Raw genomic sequence first — 25,070 nt, 5'->3', positions numbered from 1 at the left:
GATTTGCGTGTTTAGATATTCATAATAGCAGAAAGAAGAGAAAATGGGAAAAAATGCGGTTGTACTTTTTAATTTGGGAGGTCCGGATTCACTTGAAAGCGTAGAGCCGTTTCTTTTTAATTTATTCCAGGACCCTGATATATTCAAAATTCCAATTGGTCAAAAGTTATTTGCAAAAGTTATTTCCAGCAGAAGAGCTCCAAAAGTTATAGAAGAATATAAATTGATTGGTGGGAAATCGCCAATTAACGAATGGACCGAAAAACAAAGAAGTATGCTGGAAGAAAAATTGAATCAAACGGATTCTAAGTACGACGTTTTTGTGGCAATGAGATACTGGAAACCTTTTACGGATGAAGTTGCGCATAAAGTAGAATCCGGCAATTACGATCATATTCTTTTACTTCCTCTATATCCTCATTATTCAATAACCACAACAGGTTCGTCTTTTAATGAGTGGAAAAGAAAATATCGCGGACCAGAAGACAAGCTGATTTATATCGACCATTATCACACTAACGATAAATATATTGCTGCATTAAATCAAAGGATCGATGAAACAATAGAACGTTTTCCCGAAAATGTTCGCGATAAAATAGTTCTTGTTTTCAGTGCCCACGGAACTCCGGTAAATCTCCTTAAAAGAGGAGACCCTTACAGTCACCAGATAAAAGAGACAATGGAAGCTGTAATGAAAGCTCGAAATTATTCACATCCCTATCACCTCTGTTTCCAAAGTAAAGTAGGTCCACAAAAATGGCTTGAACCTGCAACTGATGAAATGATTAGAAAACTTGCATCGAATGGCAATAAACACTTGCTTGTTATTCCGATTAGTTTTGTTTCAGACCACATTGAAACTTCATTTGAACTCGATATCGAATACCGGCATGTGGCAGATGATTGCGGAATTGAAAATTATTTTGTTATGAACGGACTGAACGATTCGTCTTTGTTTGTAGACGCTCTATACGAGCTTGTTATTAATTATCTACCTCCGAAATAAAATTATAATTAGATAAATCGGAGCTGTTATGAAGTCCTTTATTTTTTTGTTTGTTATAACTTTATCAACAATAATTCCTCAAGAGAAAATTATGGATAATCCTTTATTAAAAGAATGGAATACCCCCTTTGGAACTCCTCCGGTTGACGAAATTAAAGACGAGCATTTTCTACCGGCTATCAAATATGCAGTCGAATTGCAGAAGAAAGAAATTGAAGCAATTGCCAGCAACAGTGAAGAGCCAACGTTCGAAAATACTATCGAAGCTATGGAAAAAAGCGGAAGTATGTTAGATCGGGTATCGAGATTATTTGATGCTTTGAACGAGGCGAATACAAATGAAAAATTGCAGAAGGCAGCGCGTGAAATTACTCCTATTCTTACGCGCCATGAAGACGATATTTATCTTAACGAAAAGTTATATAAGCGTGTAAAAGTTCTCTACGAAAAAAAAGAATCGCTTGGACTTAATCCCGAACAAATGCGTCTCCTTGAATTTTATTATAAAGACTTCGTGCGTAGCGGAGCCGACCTTCCGCCGGAAAAGAAAGAAGAATTGCGGAAGATCAACGAGGAGATATCTTCTCTTGCTCTTAAGTTCAGCGAAAATTTATTAAAGGAAACGAATGCAGTCGCACTTGTAATCGATAACAAAGAAGACCTGGTAGGATTGCCCAAAAGCGTTATTCAACTGGCTGCGGAAAACGCTTCGGCAAAAGGATATGAAGGCAAATGGGTCTTTACTCTTCAAAAACCAAGTTGGATACCGTTCCTGCAATATTCACCTAAAAGAGAATTGCGCGAAAAATTATTCAAAGCGTATATAAAACGAGGCAACAACAATAATGAATATGATAATAAAGAAATTATTGCACGCATTGTTTCTCTGAGAGTCAAAAGAGCAAATTTGTTGGGTTATAAAACACATGCGGATTATGTACTCGAAGTGAATATGGCAAAAACTCCCGACAGGGTTTATAAATTCTTGCATGAATTATGGACTCCTGCATTAAAACGCGCAAAATCGGAAGTTAAACAAATGCAGAAGATCATAGAATCTGAAGGCAATAATTTCAAACTGCAAGCGTGGGATTGGTGGTACTACGCTGAAAAATTGAAAAGAGAAAAGTACAATCTCGATGAGGAAATGCTTCGTCCTTATTTCAAGATGGAAAATGTGCTTAAAGGTGCTTTTGAAGTCGCCTCTAAATTGTACGGAATAAAATTCATCGAAAGAAACGATATACAGACATACCACCCTGACGTAAAAGTTTTTGAAGTAGTTGATGAGAATGATAAACATATCGGTATCTTTTATACCGATTATTATCCCCGCGACGGTAAAAGAAGCGGTGCATGGTCGAGCAGCTTTAGAGTTCAGACGAATATTGACGGCAATTTTGTGACGCCGCTGGTTTACAACGTCGGCAATTTTTCGAAACCAACTGCAGATAAACCTGCATTGATGAGTGTGGACGAAGTTAACACTTTATTCCATGAACTGGGACATGCATTGCATTCACTCTTGTCGAATACAACTTATCACAGAACCAAATGGGTGCCGCGCGATTTTGTAGAATTACCCTCGCAGATTATGGAAAACTGGGCATTGGAACCGGAAGTGTTAAAACTTTATGCAAAACACTACAAAACAGGCGAACCCATGCAGGACGAGTTAATCGCTAAAATTGAAAACTCCAAATTGTTTAATCAGGGATTTGAAACGGTAGAATATCTGGCGGCAGCATTCCTCGACATGGACTGGCATACTTTAACGGATACTGCAATCTACGACGTGGAAGAATTTGAGAAGAAATGTTTCGATAAACTCGGTAAAATTCCTGAAATCGAATCACGTTATCAAACGACAAATTTTGCACATATTGTAGGTGGTTACTCAGCCGGTTATTATAGCTATATATGGTCTGCAGTCTTGGATGCAGATGCGTTCGAAGCTTTTAAAGAAAAAGGCGATTTGTTCGACAAAGAAACGGCAAATGCATTCGGAAAATTATTGGCAAAAGGAGGCACAAAAGAACCGATGCAGCTATATATCGAATTCAGAGGCAGGGAACCAAAAGTTGATGCTCTACTGAAAAGAAGAGGTCTAAATTAAATTATTCTTTTGTTATAGTTCCCATTTCTTAGATGTGCAAATAATAAATGGATGTTTTATATGTCAAAAAAAATAATTGTTCTCGGAGCAGGTATATCAGGACTATCGACTGCTTACTGGCTTGTTAAAAATGGGTTTGATGTAATAATCCTCGAGAAAAAAAATGAGCCTGGCGGGTCGATGGTTTCAAGAAGGATTGATGACTTCCTGGTTGATTATGGACCAAACAGTGGATTGGAAACGACTCCATTGATTAAGAAATTGGTTGATGAAGTACAACTTAACGATGAAATGATTTATGCTAACAGTTCGGCATCGAAACGATACATTTTGAAAAACGGTGAATTAATCCCACTGCCGATGAGCCCGCTTTCGTTTATTAAAACAAATTTGTTTTCTACGGGTGCAAAATTCAGATTGATGGCGGAACCGTTTATTTCAAAATCCGACGACGGATATTATCAGAGTATTGCTCAATTTGTCAGGAGACGGCTCGGCAATGAATTTCTCGACTATGCAATTGATCCTTTTGTGAGTGGAGTATTTGCCGGCGACCCCGAAAAATTGAGTGTTAAATCGGCTTTCCCAAAATTATACAGACTCGAGGAAGTCTACGGCGGATTAATCAAGGGTATGATTAAAGGCGCAAAAGAAAGAAAACAACGAAACGAGGAATCGAAACAGAGTGCAAAAATGTTTTCTTTTATTGAAGGAATGCAATCGCTGCCCAACTCAATTGCGGCAAATTTGAAAGATAAAATCGTCTTTAATGCACAAGTATTGAATGTATTGGGTACTAACGATCATCAATGGAAGGTTATATTTGAATTGGATGGTAAGCAGGAGAGTCTAATAGCAGATTCAATTATTTCTACATTGCCGGCATATGTTGCTTCAAAAGTTTTTTGTGAGCTCGACGATAAGCTGGCTGAGCATCTAAATTCAATTTATTATCCGCCGGTAATGGTGCTATATCTGGGTTATAAAAAATCGGATATACAAAGGAAACTCGACGGTTTTGGATTCCTGATACCGTCAAAAGAAAAAAAGCATTTCCTCGGCGCAATATGGAGTTCGTCGATCTTTCCGAATAGATGCCCCGACGATAAAGCAGCCTTTACGTTGTTTATCGGTGGTGCTCGTTCGCCTCAGATTTTTAATATGGAAAAATCCAAGCTAATAAAAATTGTGCTTTCGGAGTTTCATGAGATAATGAAAATTGAAGGTGAGCCGATAATTATTGAATCTATAATGTGGGAAAAAGCAATTCCTCAGTATAATCTCGGTTACATCGAGCATGAAAGTTATATTGAACAATTTGAAAAAAAGAATAAAGGTATCGTTTTGAGCGGTAATTATCGGGGCGGAATCTCAGTAGGAGATTGTATTAAAAATTCCGAGTTAAGAATCCGGGACTTATAAATAAATAAGAAATTCCGCCCGATGATATACAACAAATTATTTTATCATAATCAAAAGCAGTTTAGATCTGTCTATCGCTTTTAATCCATGTGGAATATTTGGTGGCATTATAATTAGTTCTCCAGTTTTAACATTATTAACCTTTCCGCCTATTGTTATTTCCATTTCGCCTTCGACGACGTAAGCAACAGCCTCGTAAGGTGAAGTATGCTCTGTTAAAGATTCTTCTTTATCGAAAGCAAAAAGTGTTATGTTTCCGCTCGTTTTTTTAAGAATCTGTTTACTGACAATTGAGCCATTTTGATAAGCAATTGAATCGGCTAGTGACACTTTATTAATTTCATCGTTCATTATATTACTCACTAATTGTTTTATTTATTTTTTAAGAACTTAATAGACAATTGGAAAAAAAAATAGACGAGGATAATTGCACCAATTGCAAAAATTGAATCGCCAAATGCTCTCAGCCATCTTAATGTTTGCATTGTGCTGGTTTGCAAAAATTCAGCGCTCCTTGCGTACCAGTAACCGTGTTCAACTGAAGCCCAGGTTTGCATTAAACCGACAGGGAGTAAACTAAAGGTAACCATGGCAAATAATCCAAAATTTATCAGCCAGAAAGACCATTTAATTGGTTTTTCATTCCATTCGATATCCGGTCTAATTCCGCGTAGTGAAAATAGCATTAATCCAATTCCGAGCATTCCATAAACTCCAAACAATGCAGCGTGTCCGTGAACAGGAGTAGTATTTAGTCCTTGCATATAATAAAGGGCAATTGGGGGATTAATCATAAACCCGAAAAGTCCTGCTCCCAGCATATTCCAAAAAGCAACCGAGACAAAAAAGTAGATTGCCCATTTATATTTTTTCACCCATTCAGTCGATCTTGAAAGTTTAATATTTTCCCACGCTTCATAACCAACAAACATAAGTGGTACAACCTCAAGAGCGCTGAATACGGAGCCTAATGCCAGCACAATCATTGGAGTTCCGGAAAAATAGAGATGATGAAGTGTGCCAATAATTCCGCCAGAAAGAAAAATTGTTGCTGAAAGTACGGTGGCCTGTCCTGCAGTTTTAATAGATATCAGGTTTAATCTGGCAAATAAAAATGCAATTACAACTGTAGCAAAAACCTCAAAAAATCCTTCGACCCAAAGATGAACTACCCACCAGCGCCAATATTCGGCAATTGCGAGATTTGTATGCTTTCCGTACATCAATGCAGCTCCGTAAAATAAAGCAATAGCAATTGTAGAAATTAAAAATAGAGTAAGAATAGGTTTTTGTTCGTTATTTTTTTTGAGAGCAGGTTTGATTCCACGCCACATCAGGAATAACCACAAAAATAATCCAATTAAAAGTGAAATCTGAAAAAATCTGCCAAGATCAATATATTCATAACCACTATGTCCGAAGTAAAACCAGAAATTTTCAGGCAATAAATGTTTTATACTAAGCCATTCACCTGCCATTGAACCAAGAACAACTACCAGTAAAGCGATAAAAAGAATATTAACGCCTAATTTTTGTCCCTTGGGTTCAACACCACTAACAGCAGGAGCGATGTAAAGACCAGAGGCGAGCCAGGCGGTTGCAATCCAGAAAATCCCTAGCTGAATATGCCAGGTTCGTGTAATTACATATGGAAAAATCTCGGCTATAGGTATTCCATAAAAAGCTCCGCCTTCTACTCCATAATGTGCAGTAACCACTCCTAAAATTATTTGCAGAAGAAAAAGCAATGAAACAATCCAGAAATATTTAATAACAGCTTTTTGAGAAGGTGTTACTGTAGCTCCCAATAGTGGATCTTCTTTTGGAAAATCTTTGTGTTCTACCGTGCCTTTGTTTGCGGCGTAATACCACGCCATTCCACCAATGCCAAGCAACAACAGTATGATACTTACTCCAGTCCAAACAATTGTATCGGGAGTAGGAATATTCTGAATTAATTCTTCGTGAGGCCAATTATTTGTGTAGGTAAAATTTTCATTAGGTCTGTTAGTAGATGCAGCCCATGCGCTCCAGAAAAAGAATGCATTAAGCTTTCTTAGTTTTTCAGGATCACTTAAAGTGTTTTTGGGAATTGCATAATCATCATTCCCATTTGTAAAGACGTTATTAAAGTGCTTAATGTTTTCTTTAATCGCATCATATCTTTCGTTAGCTATTTGAATTTCACCTGTTTGATCATTATACGTGTTTGTTCTATACATCTCTATTAATTTTGCCTTAAGAGATGATTGTTGCTCTGCCGTTAGCTTGCTGAATTCTGTCCCATAATTTTGTGCCGACCAAATATTAAGGACAGTTACCAACTCACGATGGAGCCAATCAGCAGTCCAATCAGGTGCAACATAACTTCCGTGTCCCCAAACCGAACCAGATTCCATTCCACCCATTGCCTGCCATACATTTTGCCCCTCCTGAATATCAGACTTCGTAAAGACTATTTCTCCGTTTTTCGTTACAATTCTTTCCGGTATGGGAGGTTTTTGCTGGTAAATTTTTATACCGATTATACTAAGTACAGTAAAGGATACAATAATCACACTTAAAAAGCTGATCCAATATTTTTTCATAATATCCTCATTTTGTTAAAAATGATTTTGATTGTGCGTGTTATGTTGATTCTCGTTTTTGTCTGTATTAAATAGCTTTTCAACATAATGGATAAAATGAACATAAGCCTCAACAAATTCTCTCCCGGCTTTTATATCATTTACTTTATAATTTTTCTTTAGTTGAACATCATTAAAATACTTTATTACATCCGAATGTTTGGATTTATCTGCATGTTGAAGAATTTCTTCAACTGAACCTTTTTCAATTGCGATGTCTGCAGCTTCAATTCCTTCTTCTGGTCTATAACCTGCGGGTTTTAATCCGGTATAACCAACACCTTCACCCATTCTATGAAGCCTGACAACAGTTTCATAGAAATACATATCAGCTAATTCCAGAGCTTCATTATTAAGTGTTCTGACACGCAATACTTTATCGAAGAGATTTTGGATTTCCGACTCATATTCAGCTTTAATCCAGATTAATACATAATTAATATTACCTGTTTCGAGAGCTTTTTGAGCAGCTTTAACAACTGGACCCTCCATCGAATCACAATGAGCAAAAGTGGAATCTGACAGGATAAAAGTAAACAACGCTAAAAATGATATCATTGCAATTTTTGATTTGAGTATCATAGCAGTATCCTCCTTAATTAATAATTTGATTTTATTTACAAGTACTCTCCAAACAATAGTGCAGTTGGATAGGTAACTTCCTCTTCTATTTTTGCTTGTAGTTTCAATTGTTGAGCTAAATCAACGATATCATTTTTATTTTTTCCCTTTGTTACTTCAACCAATCTATTAAGAGCTATAACAATAGTCTTAGTTCTACGCCACCAATTTGCTTGCATTGGCGAGGTGATTGTAGGTCTCAGCGTGTTTAAATTTTAAGGATAAAGGGATATTAATCTTCATCATATTCTCCTTTTTTTATAGCAGGTTTAAACTATTTCCATTACAAATTAAATTCATTGACTTAGGTCAGAATAGTTTAGTTTGTATAAAGTATTCAATTCACTTACTCTTAAAATGCGGAAAAATCTAAGCTCAATAAATCCTATGACTCATTTATTTAATGTGCGGCTTGCAGGATATTAAAAAGATTATCAGATATTTCTCAAATGTATATCAAAGGATTTTAAATATATCGTTTAAGTATTCTTACTTTATCTTTCAAATTGCTTGATACGGAACCGATTTTCAGTAAATATCAAAACGCATGGTCAACAAACATTTGAATATACATTCCTTCTTTGCCAAAAGAATTATCCAATCTTAATATTAAATTATTCATAAATATTCGAATACCGGCACCGGCACACCATTTCATATCGGAATGCAATGTTGATAATTTCCAATCAGAGGCAACTCTGCCGATTTCTCCAAACAAAGCAAATTGCAGCCAATGAATATTAAGATTTCTTGTTAACCACCACTCGTTGAAAGGATTCCAGGAAATTATTTGTCTATATTCTGCACCATAATAAATTGCAGCGCGATCGTTGAATCTGCCTTCGTAATATGCCCGTAAATGATATCTTCCGCCGAGATAAGCTCCGGTATATGGCGGTGGTCGATGAAATTTTTTAATATTGTTTCCATTTTGATCTATTCCGACAATATCATAACTATTCCAAGTAAGTGTGTTAACAGTCCAGAAATCAATAGCTAATACTTTTGGCAGAGAATTTTTATCTGAAAAAATTTCGTGAAGCGGTAAGTACCATCTTAGATCTGCTTCGACAACACTCCAGGGTGCCATAGTATCAAACCATCCAAAATCTCTTCGAAATGCAAATTTCTGGAAGCTCCCTCGTGTAGGATTTACATAATAATCTGTATTCTCTCTTGTAAGCGCAAATTCAATTCCATTTGTAGCAAAAGCCACACGTTTTCTGTAAAAAGGTTTTATATCGATAAATGTCCTTCCACTTAGAAAAGGATTCCAATGAGTCCCGCCCGTTTCTCCCGAGACTAATATTCCGTTTTTAAATTTCGGAGCGAAATAGACTTTATCCTTTCCGTGACCAATTGGAAGCAAAAATCTCACTTTCATTTCGTACCATTGATCGGAACCGCTGACTTCCGCATAATCATTTTCATCGGAATCATTGCTTCCCGCACGTTCTTTTGAAGTTGCTGGGGGAGGTGAACCGGGCGGGTCTTTGTAAACCTTAAGCACGCCAAAGTAACCGCCTAAAATATCCGGCGCAATATATACTCGCGGATAAAACGGTAAATAAAATTCTCTGAATTGAATGAATCCATACTTGGTTCCATTAGTGCTAATTAATCCACCCATATAAAGGGACATATTTTTTTGTGATAATCCCTGAACTCCAACAAACCCGCCGACAGCCCAACCAAATATTTCGCTGTAAAGTGCGAAGGGCAGTGCTGAAATTGTAATGTCATTATTTTTTTGAACGAGAGAATCAATTATAACTTCTTCAATTAAGTCATTATTCAGGAAAGCAAATTCATTTGATTTGCTAATCTCTGATTGACTTTTAACATCGGCATAAAAAAGTGAACTAAATAATAAGAGCAAGAGAGCATTTATTTTTAGTCTATTATTAGCAGTTTGTTTTATCATCATTTTTATTAATTATTTAATCTAAATATTCTAGTTCGTCTATTAAATGATTTGTTCCATTCGTATCCAGGTGTGTAATTGGAGATTCATTCATTAATCTTCGCAATGTATTTTTTAATTTCATCATTTGAATGAAAAGGTCATGTTCAGGTACAACATCTGGCGAATGCATGGGACTCTTAAAGAATAAAGACATCCACTCCTGAATACCTTTCATTCCGCTTCTTTTTGCAAGATCAGCAAATAAAATTAAATCGAGTACAATTGGAGCTGCTAAAATAGAATCACGACACAAGAAATTAATTTTTAATTGCATCGGATATCCCAGCCAACCGAAAATATCAATATTATCCCAGCCCTCCTTATTATCACCACGCGGCGGGTAATAATTAATTCTGACTTTGTGATAATAATTTTCGTATAAATCCGGATATAAATCCGGTTGAAGAATTGAATCAATTACGGATAGTTTGCTTTCTTCTTTTGTTTTAAAGGAACCGGGATCATCCAACACTTCTCCATCTCTATTGCCAAGTATATTTGTTGAAAACCAACCACTTAAACCGAGCAATCTTGTTTTAAGCATAGGAGCTATTACAGTCTTAACCAAAGTTTGACCAGTCTTAAAATCTTTACCTGCAACCGGGACCTCCATTTCATTAGCAAATTCTACTATTGCCGGAGCGTCAACGCTTAAGCTTGGTGAACCATTTATATATGGAGCTCCTTCCGCAATTGCCGCATAAGCATAAAGCATGCTGGGCGAAACATCAGGATGATTATTTTTCATCCCTTCAATAAATGCTTCTTTAGTTTTGTGAACCTCGCTTACCGGTATGAAAGTTTCTGTGCTTGCTGCCCAGATAACAACAACACGTTTAAGTGAATGTAATTCTTTAAAAGTTTTTATATCATCTCTTATTTTCATCATCAGATCGTATTTTGTTTTTCCTTCTTTTACATAAGTGCCTGTTAATCGCTTAACATAATTTTGGTCGAAAACACCTTTCATTGGTTTTAAAGATTTTAATTCTTCTGCAGCATTATTCAAATCTTTTTCATTTAATACTTTTGCATATTCGGCAGCTTCAAAACAGGTTTCATCTCTTATATCCCAGCCACCAAAAATCAGATCATCAATAGCAGCTAGTGGAACAAAATCTTTTATCAATGGGAAATTATTATCGGATCTTTTTCCGATTCTAATTGTACCCATTTGTGTAAGCGAGCCGATTGGCTTTGCCAATCCTTTTCTAATGGCATAGATGCCGGCTAAAAATGTTGTTGATATTGCACCATTTAACCCGACAATTAAAACACCAAGTTTACCATCGGGATTTTCAATCATTTTTGATTCCATTTTTCTCTCTCCTTCTTTAGAATAATGAATATTTATATGACTTTATTTATCGTTTTTAAAATTTCAGGTAACTCCTTAAATGATTTTATAATAAAATCTGCTTTATCATTTTCGTTTTGTTCGTTCCATCCTCTGTTATTTATCCAAATTGTTTTGCAACCAATTAACTTTGCCGGAACAATATCATTGTTGTAAGAATCGCCAATCATAACAGCATTATTGGGATTTACGCCTAATTCATTCAAAGCGAACTGAAAAATTTTTGGATCTGGTTTTCTGAATCCGATTACTGCAGAATCAACAATGAAAGCGAAGTACTTTTTGATTGAAAGTTCTTTTAGAACTATCTCAATATTTCCATAATAATTAGAAATAAGTGCAAGCAAATATTCATTTGAAAGCTGATTTAATATCTCTTTAGTGATTTTCACATTTTCAATTACAGAACTATAACACCAATCTGTTAGTTTGTTAATGTTTTGTGAAAAATCTTCTTTTAACAGATTATTCTTTTTAAAATATTCTAATTGATATGCTATTTGAGATTTAAGAGTTTGCTTTAAGCTGAAATCTGGTTTAATGATATTAGAAATAGTCCGTTCAGAATAAACAAAAGCTTCCCTAAAATTTGCTTTTGTAAGTGGAATATGGAAATGATTATAAAGATCAAAGAATTTTTCACTCCAGTGAATTCCATCAGTATCAAGTGTTCCGCCAAAATCAAATAACAGTGCTTTTTTCATAATCTGTCTCAGTTAATAAATCCGGATTTGCTTTTTTCCCGCTTAGCGCAATGAGAATAATTCCAATTAATATCCAGAAAAGTTCTCGTATTCTATTTACCAATCCCACATAAATACCAAGCGAAGAAGTTATATTTAAAGTTTCTAAAACAAGTATAAGCCCACCTTCGCGGGAACCCAATTCTAAAGGCATAAAGAAAAAAAGATTTATCATAAAAGCGGAAAAAGCATTGATATACAATGCCTCAATAAAAGTTATATTAATTCCAATTGCCTTTAGAATAAACAAATATTCAAGTGATCCAATAATCCGTGAAATAATTTCACTTGATAGTGCTAAATAAAAATTCAGTTTTCGATTTAAATATAGATCTGTTATCTGCTCATCGATTATTTGAATTGATTCTTTTTTATTAAAAAGGGGGACAAAAACTCTATTTATGAAAGGGATTTTTAAAGAGATATTAAATAAAGATTTTACTACCCCTTTTTTGTGGCGTGTGATAAAAAAATATGTTATTACCAAAAACACTATCAGTGCAATTAACAAAGATAGCTTAGTTGCTACTGTAAGGGTTAGTGTAATGAACGCAAGCAAAATAATTAGTATCCAGAAAATAAAAGAAGAAAGAAAGTGAATCATTGAATACAGGATAGTAGAAGAAACCGCCCTACTTGTTCCCAGCTGCGCTTTTAGTTCTGCAATACGATATGGTTCGCCACCCAGTCCAACAAATGGCGTAATGTAATTAATTGCAAATCCGCTGATGGTTAGGGAAAATATTTTATAGAATGGGAAATTATGTTTATTATTTCCAAGTATAAATTTCCAGGCAAGTGCATTAAAAAAATAGACGAAACACCATACACCAATAACGGGAATAAAATACCAGCCGGTTTTATAAAGGTTTGATAAAATATTATTTAATCCGAAATCCCAAACCAGATAAGTAAATATTGTAAGACCGACTAAGAACAATATTATTTTGGATTTTTTACTCATTGTATAATTCTATTGTCTTGTTTTTGCAAGCAGATTGGTAACATTTATCCAGCAAGTAAATTGTGTTGTATGCGTCTTCCAATCCTTTTTTATGAAAATTCTTGTTCTGAACAGATTTTGTAAAATCAGAAAAGAGTTTTATATAAAGATTTGTATAATGGGATTTATCAGAAGCATCGGGCACAGATATTTTTTCACTTTTCTCATTTTTAGTTTTTATGATATAGCTATCGCCATCATAGAAAAGACTTCCACTCTTAGAAATCAGTTTTGCTTCATTTCGGCGGGAGTGATAAGCCCAGCTGAGATTAATTTGTATAATTCCTTGCTGATATTCTAAAATTATTTGAGATGTATCCTCAACCTGATATTGATTGTGCGCAAGATTTTGGTTAACCGTAGTTACCCTTAATGGCTTGCCCAACAACCAGTTTGAAAGGTAGAGATAGTGAAAGCCTGTATCAGACAAAATTCCACCTCCGCTGATTTCCTTATTTAATCTCCACGGCGGAAGATTAACACTCAAACCCGGATCAGCACCTGTTCTGAAAACATTGAATTGGAGAAATATTCTTTCATTATCATTTAATTCATCAACAAAAGATTTGAACTCGCCCCACAGAGGAGAATATTTATATTGATGACAAGGTACGAACAATATATTCTTTTCGATAAGAGTTTTATATAGTTCTGTTGCTTCGGCGTAAGATGTAGTAAATGGTTTTTCACAAATAATATGAATGCCTTTATCAATTGCCCACTCTATAATTTCTTTATGATATTTAGGCGGAGTAGTTATATCAATAAAATTAATCTTCTCGGTTTCAAACATTTTGTCTAATGATTCGTAAAAATTTATTTCGTTATACTCTTTCTTACAGTTTTCTCTTGTGTTAGCATTTGATTCAACCGCAGAAGTTATATCAATACTTGTTTTTAATTCTTCTGATCGAAAAGCTACAAGATGATTTGTTCTTGCTATTTTGCCAAAACCAACTATAGCTCCTTTAAGCATTTGATAATTCCTTTTTACCTTTCACAAACTCAAATAAGTATTTATGAATCTTTTCTTCCTTAATTACAAAGTAGATCAGCACCAGATTGAGTACTATTAATTCAAAAAGAAAATAGTAAAGGATATTGCCCCAAAAGACTGAAATAAACAGAACAATCATTCTTGTATTAGTAGTTAAAATATTCTGATACTTAATCATTGGTTTGTTTAGATTTCTATATTCCTCTTTAAACCATTGCGGGGCGATACCATTAAAACTATCTTCAACATACCTGTAAAGGCTTCTAACATTCTTTGCAAGGATATGTTGTTGACGAATATAATTTATATAAACCCTAAGCAGGAATTTCTTAAAAGGTGCATTTATCCAGGATAGTCTGGAATATGTTTCTTTAACCTCACTAAGATCATCAATATCTTTATTCTTATTTTGAGTGAAATACAAATAGAAGATTCTGTAGTAATCTGCCATTGCACTCTGAAAAGAGTGACTAATTCCGGAAATCAATGCAATCAGTAATATAAACGGTGTTCCACCTTCTATAATAAACCTTGCGGACATATGAAGGTAGATACTTATAAACCATAAATTACCGGCTACCCCATCAAATATTCTACCGTAACGTGAATAAGTATTGGTCATTCGAGCAAGCTGCCCGTCCGCTCCGTCCAGCGCTTCAGCTATTATAAGGAAAATGACGCCAATTATGTTTAAAGTAATATCTTGATAATAAAATAGATTACCTGCAACCACACCAAAAATAACGCTGATAAATGTTACATTATTTGGTGTGAGTCCCAATGACTTCGAAGCAAGAGCCATTGCATAACCCACTCTCCGATAAAATATTTTATCGAGAAATTCTTCAGTATCAGTTGATTTATATGTTGATTCAATTTTTAATTTGTTCAGCCACATAAGTAAATGCTTCCTCCATAATCTGCATACCTTCTTCTGCAATTTCTTTTGTGATGATTAAAGGTGGATAAACTCTTATATCTGCATTATATCCCATTAAAATCAATCCGCGTTTCAGACATTCCTGAAAAACCATTTCGGTATATTTTTTATCAAGTTTTTCTTTTGAATCTTTACCTTTGACAAGTTCAATCCCAATCATTAAACCTTTGCCACGCACATCCCCAATAATCGGAATTCTTGACTTCATCTCGTTAAGTTTTTCGAGCATAAAAGCACCAACTGTTGCAGAATTTTCAACTAAACCTTCTTCAATAATTGTTTTAACGGTAGCATAAGCCGCTGTTGATGCAAATGGATTTCCGCCATAACTGGAGGAACTTCCACTTGGATTACCAAAAGGTTTGGCAAAAATTATTTCTTTGCGAGACATAACTCCGGTTATTGGAAATCCGCCGCCAAATCCTTTTCCAATTGTAATGATATCAGGGATAATATTTTCGTGTTGAGTCCCGAACATTTTTCCTGTTCTTCCAAATCCGGTTATCATTTCATCACAGATTAATAATGCTCCAATATCATCGGCAAGTTTTCTTAATTCTTTTAGATATCCTGGAGCAGGTACAACATTTCCTGCGGTTCCTTGAATTGGCTCTACAATGATTGCAGCTATATTGTTTGTTGTTTCATATCTAATTTTTTTTCTTATGTGATCAACACATTCCCAATTACAACCAGGAAAAGTTTTATTAAATTCACAATGTCTGCAATCAGCATAAGGAGTGGTATAAATTCCTGGTGGTAGAGGACCGAGTTCAAACTTAAAATTATCTCCAAGTAATCCAAGTACACCAACAGTTTTGCCGTGAAATCCATTCCAGAATCCTATAAACTCATTTTTCTTTGTGTATGATTTTGCCATTCTAAGAGCTGCTTCAACAGCTTCAGCGCCGCCGCTGTAAAATTGGCTCCATCTTAAATCACCTATTGCAATTTCAGAAAGAAGTTTGGTAAGCTTGACTCTATTTTCAGAAGTGAAACTGCCAACATGAATTTTATCAAGTTGTTCTTTCATCATTTTGTTGTAAACCGGATGATTGTACCCAAGACTTGCGACACCGACACCTGCAAAAAAATCAATGTACCTGTTACCGTCAACATCATAGACAAAACATCCCTGACCACGTTCAATAGCAATTTTTGAACGTGTCGCAATGGTTTGAATGCCCGGAGCAATGTAGTTCTGCTCTTCATTAAACAATGCCAATGATTTCGGACCGGGAGTTTCTGTAAGAACAGAGGCATATTCGATTTTTCGTTCTACTTCCATATCATCTCTCCACAAAAAAATTATTTATTTTTCTAACAATTAGTTCGGCTATTGAGGAACTTGCTTCTTCGCGTACCGGCGCAAAACTTGGCCAATCATTTATATCAATAATAGAAATAGTTCCATCTCGCGAAATAATTGCGTCGCCTCCATATACATCCAACCCGATTGCCCCGGCTGATTCATTGCCCAATTCTCTAAGCAGATTTATATCAAAAGGATTATGATTTATGCCATTTAAATAAAACCAATGGAAAAAATTCGTATTAGCCACTGAATAAAATTTGACTACATCGCCATCGAGATGCTCTTGTAATACTACTTTTTGTATTCCTCTTCGTGCAAATTCCGAAATAATATTTTCTTTCTCTTCTTCTGAATAAACTATTGTTACATCTTCCCGATGCACAGCGTGAACATCTCCTCTTTTTATCCAGATTTTACGACTATTAAAATCCTTAAATTTTATTTTTTCCTTTTCTTCCACTTTAATTACAAAGCTTTTGGGAAAAGGGATTCCGTTTTCAGGAAGTATTCTGACCATATTAACTCTGTAACTATTGATTGAACCTTGCGGTGAATTAATTATCAGCCGACCTTCTTTTTCGAGCTCTTTTAATTTTAGAGTGCTTTCCATTCCCCGCGCCATAGAAAATATAATAGATTCTTTAATATCTATATAGGTCAAATCCTGCTCTTCATAAATAGTAATATCAAATCCCTTATCATTTAGTTTTTCAACTGTGCGCAGAAATATCTTTGTATCATTACTTATGTGATTTGGTGAATAAGCTACATGTCTTCTAATGCCAGCAATTTTTATCATTTTTTTGCCTCTTAATTTCCACTATTTATTAGCTTGTCATAGATTAATTCGCTATAAATTTTGCCGCTTTATTCCGTACAGGGGCAAAGCTAGGCCAATCGTTTACATCGATTATTGTAATTTTCCCTGAGTCGGATACAATAGCATCGCCACCGAATATTTCCAGTCCTAGTGCATCTGCTGACCTAGCAGCATACTCTTTCAATTTATCTTCATCTACATTTATTTTATTATCTCTATTGTAGAAATAGTATTCAAAAAAATCAGTGTTTTTAACAGCATAGAATTTTAGAACTTCCCCCTCAATGTGTTCTTGTAAAATAGCAGAAGTAATTCCACGATATCCAAATTCCTTTAAAATATTTATTTTTTCTTCGTTACTGAATACTGCCGTTACATCTTCTTTATGTATAGCATGAATATCGCCTCTTTTTATCCATACTTTTGTAGTACCAATATTTTCAAAATCGTAACTTTCTAAATAATCGAGAGTGCCAGCAATCGTCAAAGGAAAAGGAATACCAGCTTCTTTAAGCAACTTTGACATATTAATTCTATGACATTTAAGTACTGTTAGAGATGGATTAATAACAATTTTCCCTTCTAATTCTGCTTTAAGTAATTTTTTTAATACTTGAGTGCCTCTTGCCATCGAAAAAATTAGGTTTTCTTTTAAATTCTTACCCGTTTCTATCTCTTCTTCGTTGTAAATATTTACTTCAACTCCAAGTTTATTAAGCTCCTCGACAGTCTTCATAAATATGAGTGAGTCGTTCTCTATATGATTGGGGGAAAATTCTCTGCTTCTTTTAATACCGGCAATCCTTTCCATAACTATTTTCCTATTTATTAAAAGACCGATATATGAAAATATTTTTCAGGGTTTATTTTAATATCTTTAACGAGATTAGCAAGCTGGTCTAACAGTTTAACTAACTTTTCAAAACCTTCCGGGTTGTTGAGAATACCACCTGCTATTGTAGAATCGCTATTGAGAGATGAGGTGACTTTCTCAAGATTGCCCGTAATATCATTAAGATTATTATAAATTGAATCATTCTTAATTAATTTCCCCAGCGTACCCCTGCCTGAACTCAATGAACTGGAAATATTTTGCAAATTATCAACGAGTGATTTAAGGCTTGCATACAGGCTGTCTTCATTAATAAAACGACTGAATGTGTTGTTACCGTTATTGAGTTTGGATGTTATAGCGTTTAGTTCTTTTAATGTTGAATTCAAATTTTTCGTAGTTTCGATTCCAAATAATAACCCCGAAAGTTTATTTTGACCATTTAATGAATCTGTTACAGTTGCAATATTAGCAGTAATTTTTTCAATGTTATTAACAATTGGCACAATCTTATCCGCTATATTATCGAAGGAGACTGATTCCTTTACTTGTATAAATTCACCTTCTTGAAGAGGTCTTTCATTCTGATTTCCTAATGATATGTTGATTAATTTATCACCTAATAATCCACTTGTTTCAATTTTAGCATAAGAATTAACAGTAATCCGGGATTTGTATTTCTCAAGAACTGCGAGTCGCAGCAATACTAGATTATTATCTCCAAATGTTGTGAACTCAATTTTATCAATTGTTCCGACTTTTAATCCTCCCAGATAAATTTTACTCCCCTCGATTAAACCGTTGGTATTCTTTACGTACATATTCAGAGTATATGTTTTCGAGAAGTAATAGCCTTCCGTTCCTACCAGTATTATAAAAACAAAAAATATTACCAGTCCGGCGAAAATAGTATAACCGACTTTTAAGCTTTGATTTTTTTTCCCATTTCTTATCATCTTTTAAACTCCGAGAGAAACTCTATTGGACAATAATTGTTTTCTTTTCATAAAGAATTGATTTACAAAAGGATTATTCGAGTTCAGAATTTTTTGAAGGTCTCCTTCGTCAACTACTTCTCCTTGATTAATCATTATAAACTTATCACCTATTTCTATTGCATCGTCAACAATATGTGTAACTATTACAGACGTAGCGTTTTTAAGTTTTAATTTATCAATCATTTCAAGAACCGAAGCGGTATTAATCGGGTCGAGTCCCGTGGTTGGTTCATCAAAGAGAATAATTTTAGGATTGAAAGCAAGGGCGCGTGCTATGGCAACTCTTTTTTTCATTCCACCGCTCAATTCTTCAGGATACAAATTTTCTGTGCCTGTAAGATTTACAAACGAAAGGAGTTCTTCGATTTTAATTTTTAATTCTTTTTCGGAATATTTTCTTTTATCCGGTAAAAAATAAAGGATGTTTTCTGCTACTGTTAAAGCGTCGAAAAGCGCATTCCCCTGAAAAACCATTCCGATATTTTTCCTTAATTCCAACAATTCACTATCGTTCATTTCATTGATGCTTCTACCTTCAAAAATTACGTCTCCTTCATCGGGAAGCCATAATCCAAGTATTACTTTTAGTATAGAACTCTTGCCTGCACCACTTGGTCCCATTATTACTGTATTTTTTCCCTTTTCAATCGTAAGGGAGACGTCCCTCAATATTCTGTTATTGTTTATTTCTAATGAAACATTTTTCAATTCAACCATAATTTTATAATAACTCCCAGACTACTTTAGTAAAGATGAAATCAAGAACTAATATGATTGCCGACGAATAGACAACAGCATTAATTGTATTTTTACCCAGACCAGTTGTACCGCCTTTAGTGGTTAATCCAAAGTAACAGCTTATTGTTGCTATAAAAAATCCAAAGAAGAACGGCTTTATGAATCCAACGAACAGGTCTTTCATTTTAAGAGATATAACCGCTGTATGCCAGAATGTATTTAGGTCGCTGTTGAACGTTTGATTTGATACTAGCATACCGCCCAGAATTCCTACAAGGTCTGCTATCAATGTGAGAGGTAGAAACATTGCAAGAGCAGCTGCAGTACGTGGAATTACAAGTTTTTCGACAGGACTAACACCGAATGCTTTTAACGCATCAATCTGCTCGCTTAATTGCATTGCCCCCAGTTCAGATGTATTTTTTGCGCCTGTTCTTGCGGCAAGTAATAATCCTGTAATTACAGGTCCCAGTTCACGAACCATGCCTAAAGATACAGTCTTCGCAATCCAGCTTGTTGCTCCGAATGTTTCAAGTTGATGACCGGTTTCAATTGCAAGAATTACACCGGTAAACAATCCACCTAAAAAAATTAGGTAAAATGATTTCGTACCAATTAAGTACATTTCCTCAATCATTTCGCCCCAGTAATCTCTAATTTTAGAAAAGCCGACGATTATATCTTTCACTAAAAAAGAATATTCCTGCAAACTAATAATCATTTTTTGAAAACGGGTCAATTTAATTTTTCTCCTGAGTTTTAGCATTGTGATCAGATAAAAATTCCTCGGCTGTTTTAATATCACTTACATGATCTACATCAACAATTTTTGAAAATGGGAGAGCATACAATCGAAAATCTTTTTGAATTAGAAACCTTAGAAAGTTTCTTAATCTGATAACTCCAGAGTTCATAGCTTCTTCAATCTCTTTTTGAATATTTTTTTTAAACAAATACAAACCGCCTGTTACAAATTCATAACCGTTATTCGAATCATTAAAGTTTATTATCCTATCGTTTTCGTCTATGTCTGCATACAATGGTTTTTCGTCATCGATAAAATCTGTTACAGCAATTACCCCATCGGCATCTTTTAAATTCATTCCATAATTCACAAACGATTTAAATTCTGACTCTAGAAATACTGAATCAGAAGTAGTTAGTAGAAATGGCGTTGATAATAATCTACTTAATTGATATAAACTGTGGAATGAACTTTGTGTTGATTTCACTATTAAATTCAACGGGTAATTTGTATAATTTTCTTTTAAGAATCTTTCCAGCTCCTTCGATTCTTCACGAATAATACATACTATAGAGTCGAATCCATTTATAAGTGTCATATCAATTATTCTCTTAATTAAAGGAACACCGTTAATTTTCACGAGTGGTTTTGGAATAGTAATTCCTTCTTCTTTTAATCTAAGCCCTTCCCCAGCAGCTATAATTGCTAAATCCATAATATTTATCTCTTTATGTTGATATTATTACTCATTTTACAAAACAAAAATAACTTCCACATAGTGAATATTTAATCCGGGATTCTTTTGATATAACCCGGCATTTGAAATATGTTCAAGTCTATATCCTAAAATAATTTTTTTGTTAGGTGAAACATTTACTGCGATATGACTTTTAAAATTAAGCGTTCCACCGAGATCAAAATTGTTAAATATATGATTAGTCGTTAAGCTGGGTTTGAGACCAGTTGAAACAGAGAAAATATTCTTATAGTTAATTAAATTTAATGTTGGACCCATTGAAAACATCAAAGAACTATTTGTTTTCTCTCTTATCATTCCAAACGCAATTTCAAAAGAAATATTTAACGGAGCAAAAATATTATCCATCAATGAATATACCGGTGGTGCAGTATGTAAAAAGATTTCAAACACTGATAAGTCCAAATCTTTTTTATGCGTATTATTTATCCCCGTTCTTATGCCATACTCTATACCTTGTGCAAAGCTCTCGGTTATAATTGTTATACCGAGTGAAAAAATCATAATTGATGTAAGTATATTTGAAAAACCTATCTTCATTTCATTATTAAAGTTTTTCTAACTTTAAAACGCTTCTTGTATTGTAAAATAAACGTAAGTGCCTTCGCGTGATTGAGCAACATCCAACCGAACATTTAAATGTTCGTCTCTATCCAACAAGTATCTTAGTCCGAGCCCTCCCGAAATCTTTAAATCATTGAATGTGAATTTTTTAATTTCCGGAAAAACCTGCCCAATACTAAAGAATGCCGATGCTCCAATACGCCATAATAATGGTCTTCTATATTCAACTTGAGAAGCCCACAAATTTTTATCTAAATATTTTCCCATTGGGTAGCCGCGCATCATTTGGTGATTGCCTAATTTGGGCAGCATTTGAATCGGAACATCACCAGCAGTACCGTTATATATTGTATTAAAAGCAATAACCTGTCCCTTTGCAATAGTCAAATAATGTCTTCCATCAAAATCGAATCGAAAAAAGTTAACATCCCCACCAAGAAATTTTCTATAGAACAGAATCTTACAATCTCCATAGATCCCTTTTGTTGGGAAAAACAAACTATCTCTATAATCAAGAACAAATCCTACTCCGGCGCCAGATGTGGTTACGCCTAAGGCCCCGAGTAAGTTTCCAGTTTCTATAATTCCGCCTGGTACATATTCAGCGATTGAAAATTTTTCAAACCAGAAATATGGACCAATAAAGAAATGTTTTTCTACTGCAATAATAAAATCAACTTTTATTCTATACTGGTTATAAGTTACATCTTCTTTAACTTTGGTTGCTGGATCGGGTCCTATTCCCCAAAATTCATCCGGTGTCCTGAAGTAAGAAATATCAAGGTCGAACCTGTAATCATTATCGCCAAAATATCTGTTTACGCGTATGCTACCCTGAACCTGTTTTTTTGTAGAATATGTACCAAATCCACCGACAATATCAGGGAATCTATTTGAATTACCTCTGTCTGGGTTATTGTAATATAGAAATGCTGCGCCAAAAGCATATCCGGTATTTGGCAAATAAAAAATTACAGGCACTGGATAGAAACCATCCCTGCTTACTTTCACATTCTCATCCAGCGATTGCGAATAAATTATTCCCACTTCTAATAAGAAAAAAACAAATATTTTTGATAACGATTTTATTAACATAATATTTAATAATTCTTTTTCAATTTGCTAACCGTTTAGACTTCCGTCAAATTACTTTCCAAAAATTTCTTTTTTGTCTAAGGGCTTTAACACCGGTTTTTCGATATTTTTAAATCTAATTTTTTGCTGATCATTTAGTTGATCTTTAATTTCATCTATCAAATCTTCTATCTTCGAAGCGCGTTTATCGTGCCCTCGCTTTACTCTGATTTTTTCAAAGAATCCGGGTTCATCATCGTTTTTAACGCGTTCTTTTATTTGTTCAATAATTTTTTTGTCTTCTTCTATGGTTGCCTTTATTCTTTCAATTTTTGGAACGATTACTTTAATTTGTTCCTGGCTAAGTTCTAAATAATCTTTTACTTTTTCCGAATCAAGCAATGAAATTTTGTTTTGCGGAAAAGTGAAGTTTGAAAATGTTAGCATTGCAAACATTATAGCAATTATTTTATTTCTCATCTGAATGACCTTTATCTATTTGTTTAACATTATTTGATTATTTGTTTTTGATCGTTCGCTTTTCCAGACCAAGAGTAAAATTACAATCCATACAATTACACGAATAATCATTGCTTGCACGCTATGCATTGCAACAACATTACTTAAAAGGTATAGTGCAATTACAGTTACAAGAACAATCGAGTGCATTATTAACACAATTTTTGTATAAGTAAAAGCTTTTTTGTGATTAAACCATATTGCGACACCAGCTGAGAGTCAGACAATTCCCATAATAACATTATAGATTAACACTGGTGTAAAAACTGTATAATCCTGAATTGTAATTCCAAGTAATACTTTTGAGCCTTCTACAATTGTCATAAGACTAAAAAGGATTGCAATGATTGCTGAAATAATTCTAATTGATTTATTCAATGTCTACCTTTATGATTAACTATAATTTAAAAACATCATTTACTTATAATTAAATATTATACCTGATATAAATTCTAAGTGCAGAATTTGCATCAGATGTATTTGGAAAATATTTGTAATCACCATAGCGTTCATACAATAAATAATCCAACCCAAGCGCTGTCTGAGCAAATAAATTGTAACTTATACCAAAATTAAAAAGTCCGACAAACTCTTCACTTTCTGCACCACTTAAAGTGTGAATCCAATATCGTTTATAGTTCGTGTAAACTTCACCAATATTCTTGACTTTTAAAGCAAGCCCTATTTTACCGCTTGCACCAGGACCTATGTTATAATCTTTTCCATACTCGCTTGAATATTGAGAATTTGTGCCGCCCATAAGAATAGCAGATAAACCAAGATAATTTTGCATTGCCACTGAAGGACTGAGTTCTATTCTGTTTATTATTTGTCCGGTGACACTTGTAGCGGAAAGTTTGTAGACAGTATTGATGTGAATATCTACTTCTTTGTAAACGCCAATTATATTTTTTGAAGTGTTAAAGAGTTTAATATTATTATCCCACAGAACACCGCTGGCAAGAATTACAACTATATTATCGTCTTGTGTTATATTGATTTCAATATGCAATGAAAAGTAATCGAATGGTTTTTGATGTTGTGAAACTGAAAATTCATCTCCATAATTCAGATCTGCTCTAAGTGCGAGATATGACTTATTATCATTAAACTTATTACCAAAAAAAACATTATGAACTCCGGTTGAGACAACCACACTAAAATTGTCTCTTTTCCGGGGCAATCCTGTTTTCCACATGTCACCTCTAATCATTCTATTCAATCCTTGCATTGGGTCAATTAAAATTGAGGTGAATTCACGAATAACTCTTTCAAGTCCGACTGCACTTTCATCAATAATTAAATTAGAAACACGAAAAGAAATCTCACCAAGAATAATTCCTGTTACGGGTGTGTTTACAATATCGTTATAAGAAGGCCGTTCGTTTTCGTAAAAGTATTCCCAGGTCAAACTTCCAAAAAAAGCATAAGGTGCTGACTCCCAGAATGTAAGTCCGTTTGATCTTGCTGTATTATAATAATTAGCACCGTGATATGGATGCCAAAACTGATTTATCAAATAGCCATCATAATCCCAGACAAATCCGTTTTTGAAATTATTTTTTATCGATTCCCAACTGATTGCTGCCCAATTCTGCCTGCTTAGATACCTCTGATATCCCCAGACAGCAAAATTTAATCCAACAACTTCAACTGCTGGCAGCCAGTAATTTTTTTTAACATCAGAACTTAAAGTAGATGTTGAATCGTTTTCAACCTTCGTTTGATCATCAGATAAACCGGAAGGAAGAAACTTAGTATCATTAAGCTGCGCAGATAAGTTTTGACTTAAAAAAATAATTGTAAAAAATATTTTGTATAAATTGTTATTCATTCTGTTCCTGTTTTTTATTTTACCTATCTTTAATAAAGCCGGCTGTACAACGCAACCGGCTTTTACCAAAAGAATC

Annotated in this window: 23 protein-coding genes and 1 pseudogene; 3 read left to right on the top strand and 21 right to left on the bottom strand. The window is 34.4% G+C overall.

Annotated elements, in window-relative coordinates:
• Nucleotides 1–43: 43 nt before the first annotated feature.
• From hemH to hemG, 3 genes and pseudogenes are all read left to right on the top strand, one after another.
• Nucleotides 44–1,006 (top strand): ferrochelatase, encoded by a 963-nt coding sequence (gene hemH / locus ACUN8G_RS13345; protein ID WP_437345408.1) that lies wholly within the window; start codon nt 44–46, stop codon nt 1,004–1,006.
• A 28-nt stretch (nt 1,007–1,034) separates the two neighbouring features.
• Complete coding sequence (locus tag ACUN8G_RS13340; protein ID WP_437345407.1) at nt 1,035–3,122, top strand: M3 family metallopeptidase; 2,088 nt, start codon at nt 1,035–1,037, stop codon at nt 3,120–3,122.
• Between the two features lie 45 nt (nt 3,123–3,167).
• A pseudogene (gene hemG, locus ACUN8G_RS13335) lies at nt 3,168–4,544 on the top strand (protoporphyrinogen oxidase); the annotation flags it as partial.
• A gap of 36 nt (nt 4,545–4,580) precedes the next feature.
• Here hemG and ACUN8G_RS13330 read toward each other — a convergent pair.
• The 21 genes from ACUN8G_RS13330 to ACUN8G_RS13230 form a co-directional block, all read right to left on the bottom strand.
• Entirely contained in the window at nt 4,581–4,895 is a 315-nt protein-coding gene (locus tag ACUN8G_RS13330) for a cupin domain-containing protein (protein ID WP_422881074.1), read from the bottom strand.
• Between the two features lie 20 nt (nt 4,896–4,915).
• The gene (locus ACUN8G_RS13325; protein ID WP_422881076.1) at nt 4,916–7,132 is read right to left on the bottom strand and encodes a nitric-oxide reductase large subunit; all 2,217 of its coding nucleotides are present in this window, start codon (nt 7,130–7,132) and stop codon (nt 4,916–4,918) included.
• A 15-nt stretch (nt 7,133–7,147) separates the two neighbouring features.
• A complete protein-coding gene (locus ACUN8G_RS13320; protein WP_422881077.1) occupies nt 7,148–7,753 on the bottom strand; it encodes a DUF6448 family protein in 606 nt (201 codons plus the stop codon).
• Nucleotides 7,754–8,330: 577 nt separating this feature from the next.
• The gene (locus tag ACUN8G_RS13315; protein ID WP_437345406.1) at nt 8,331–9,719 is read right to left on the bottom strand and encodes a BamA/TamA family outer membrane protein; all 1,389 of its coding nucleotides are present in this window, start codon (nt 9,717–9,719) and stop codon (nt 8,331–8,333) included.
• Nucleotides 9,720–9,732: 13 nt separating this feature from the next.
• A complete protein-coding gene (locus tag ACUN8G_RS13310; RefSeq protein WP_422881083.1) occupies nt 9,733–11,076 on the bottom strand; it encodes an inositol-3-phosphate synthase in 1,344 nt (447 codons plus the stop codon).
• A gap of 32 nt (nt 11,077–11,108) precedes the next feature.
• On the bottom strand, nt 11,109–11,819 hold the full coding sequence (locus ACUN8G_RS13305; RefSeq protein ID WP_422881084.1) for an HAD family hydrolase: 711 nt from the start codon (nt 11,817–11,819) through the stop codon (nt 11,109–11,111).
• On the bottom strand, nt 11,797–12,822 hold the full coding sequence (locus ACUN8G_RS13300; RefSeq protein ID WP_422881085.1) for a lysylphosphatidylglycerol synthase transmembrane domain-containing protein: 1,026 nt from the start codon (nt 12,820–12,822) through the stop codon (nt 11,797–11,799). Before ACUN8G_RS13300 ends, ACUN8G_RS13305 begins: the two co-directional genes overlap by 23 nt.
• Nucleotides 12,815–13,837, bottom strand: coding sequence for a Gfo/Idh/MocA family protein (locus ACUN8G_RS13295; RefSeq protein ID WP_437345405.1), 1,023 nt, complete (start codon nt 13,835–13,837; stop codon nt 12,815–12,817). Before ACUN8G_RS13295 ends, ACUN8G_RS13300 begins: the two co-directional genes overlap by 8 nt.
• Entirely contained in the window at nt 13,830–14,756 is a 927-nt protein-coding gene (locus ACUN8G_RS13290) for a CDP-alcohol phosphatidyltransferase family protein (RefSeq protein WP_422881089.1), read from the bottom strand. The genes ACUN8G_RS13295 and ACUN8G_RS13290 overlap by 8 nt, the downstream gene beginning before the upstream one ends.
• Nucleotides 14,731–16,086 carry an aspartate aminotransferase family protein gene (locus tag ACUN8G_RS13285; protein WP_437345404.1) on the bottom strand — a complete coding sequence of 452 codons (1,356 nt, stop codon included), beginning with the start codon at nt 16,084–16,086 and terminating at the stop codon, nt 14,731–14,733. The genes ACUN8G_RS13290 and ACUN8G_RS13285 overlap by 26 nt, the downstream gene beginning before the upstream one ends.
• 1 nt (nt 16,087) lies before the next feature.
• Nucleotides 16,088–16,912 carry an ATP-grasp domain-containing protein gene (locus tag ACUN8G_RS13280; protein WP_437345403.1) on the bottom strand — a complete coding sequence of 275 codons (825 nt, stop codon included), beginning with the start codon at nt 16,910–16,912 and terminating at the stop codon, nt 16,088–16,090.
• A gap of 43 nt (nt 16,913–16,955) precedes the next feature.
• Entirely contained in the window at nt 16,956–17,744 is a 789-nt protein-coding gene (locus ACUN8G_RS13275) for an ATP-grasp domain-containing protein (RefSeq protein ID WP_437345402.1), read from the bottom strand.
• Nucleotides 17,745–17,761: 17 nt separating this feature from the next.
• The gene (locus tag ACUN8G_RS13270) at nt 17,762–18,721 is read right to left on the bottom strand and encodes an MlaD family protein (protein ID WP_437345401.1); all 960 of its coding nucleotides are present in this window, start codon (nt 18,719–18,721) and stop codon (nt 17,762–17,764) included.
• 3 nt (nt 18,722–18,724) lie between these two features.
• Nucleotides 18,725–19,480, bottom strand: a complete 756-nt coding sequence (locus tag ACUN8G_RS13265) for an ABC transporter ATP-binding protein (RefSeq protein WP_422881098.1) — start codon at nt 19,478–19,480, stop codon at nt 18,725–18,727.
• A 4-nt stretch (nt 19,481–19,484) separates the two neighbouring features.
• Nucleotides 19,485–20,189 (bottom strand): MlaE family ABC transporter permease, encoded by a 705-nt coding sequence (locus ACUN8G_RS13260; RefSeq protein WP_445480952.1) that lies wholly within the window; start codon nt 20,187–20,189, stop codon nt 19,485–19,487.
• Nucleotides 20,190–20,241: 52 nt separating this feature from the next.
• Entirely contained in the window at nt 20,242–20,961 is a 720-nt protein-coding gene (locus ACUN8G_RS13255) for a sugar phosphate nucleotidyltransferase (protein WP_422881102.1), read from the bottom strand.
• 36 nt (nt 20,962–20,997) lie between these two features.
• The gene (locus tag ACUN8G_RS13250; protein ID WP_422881104.1) at nt 20,998–21,543 is read right to left on the bottom strand and encodes an acyloxyacyl hydrolase; all 546 of its coding nucleotides are present in this window, start codon (nt 21,541–21,543) and stop codon (nt 20,998–21,000) included.
• A 24-nt stretch (nt 21,544–21,567) separates the two neighbouring features.
• A complete protein-coding gene (locus tag ACUN8G_RS13245; RefSeq protein WP_422881106.1) occupies nt 21,568–22,662 on the bottom strand; it encodes a BamA/TamA family outer membrane protein in 1,095 nt (364 codons plus the stop codon).
• A gap of 51 nt (nt 22,663–22,713) precedes the next feature.
• Nucleotides 22,714–23,121 carry a hypothetical protein gene (locus ACUN8G_RS13240; protein ID WP_437345399.1) on the bottom strand — a complete coding sequence of 136 codons (408 nt, stop codon included), beginning with the start codon at nt 23,119–23,121 and terminating at the stop codon, nt 22,714–22,716.
• 258 nt (nt 23,122–23,379) lie between these two features.
• Entirely contained in the window at nt 23,380–23,538 is a 159-nt protein-coding gene (locus ACUN8G_RS13235) for a hypothetical protein (protein ID WP_437345398.1), read from the bottom strand.
• A 49-nt stretch (nt 23,539–23,587) separates the two neighbouring features.
• A complete protein-coding gene (locus tag ACUN8G_RS13230; protein ID WP_437345397.1) occupies nt 23,588–24,994 on the bottom strand; it encodes a DUF3943 domain-containing protein in 1,407 nt (468 codons plus the stop codon).
• Nucleotides 24,995–25,070: the final 76 nt, after the last annotated feature.

The organism is Melioribacter sulfuriphilus, assembly GCF_052656625.1.
Note: the sequence above shows the minus strand (reverse complement) of the source record. Positions and strands in the feature narration are given on the sequence as shown.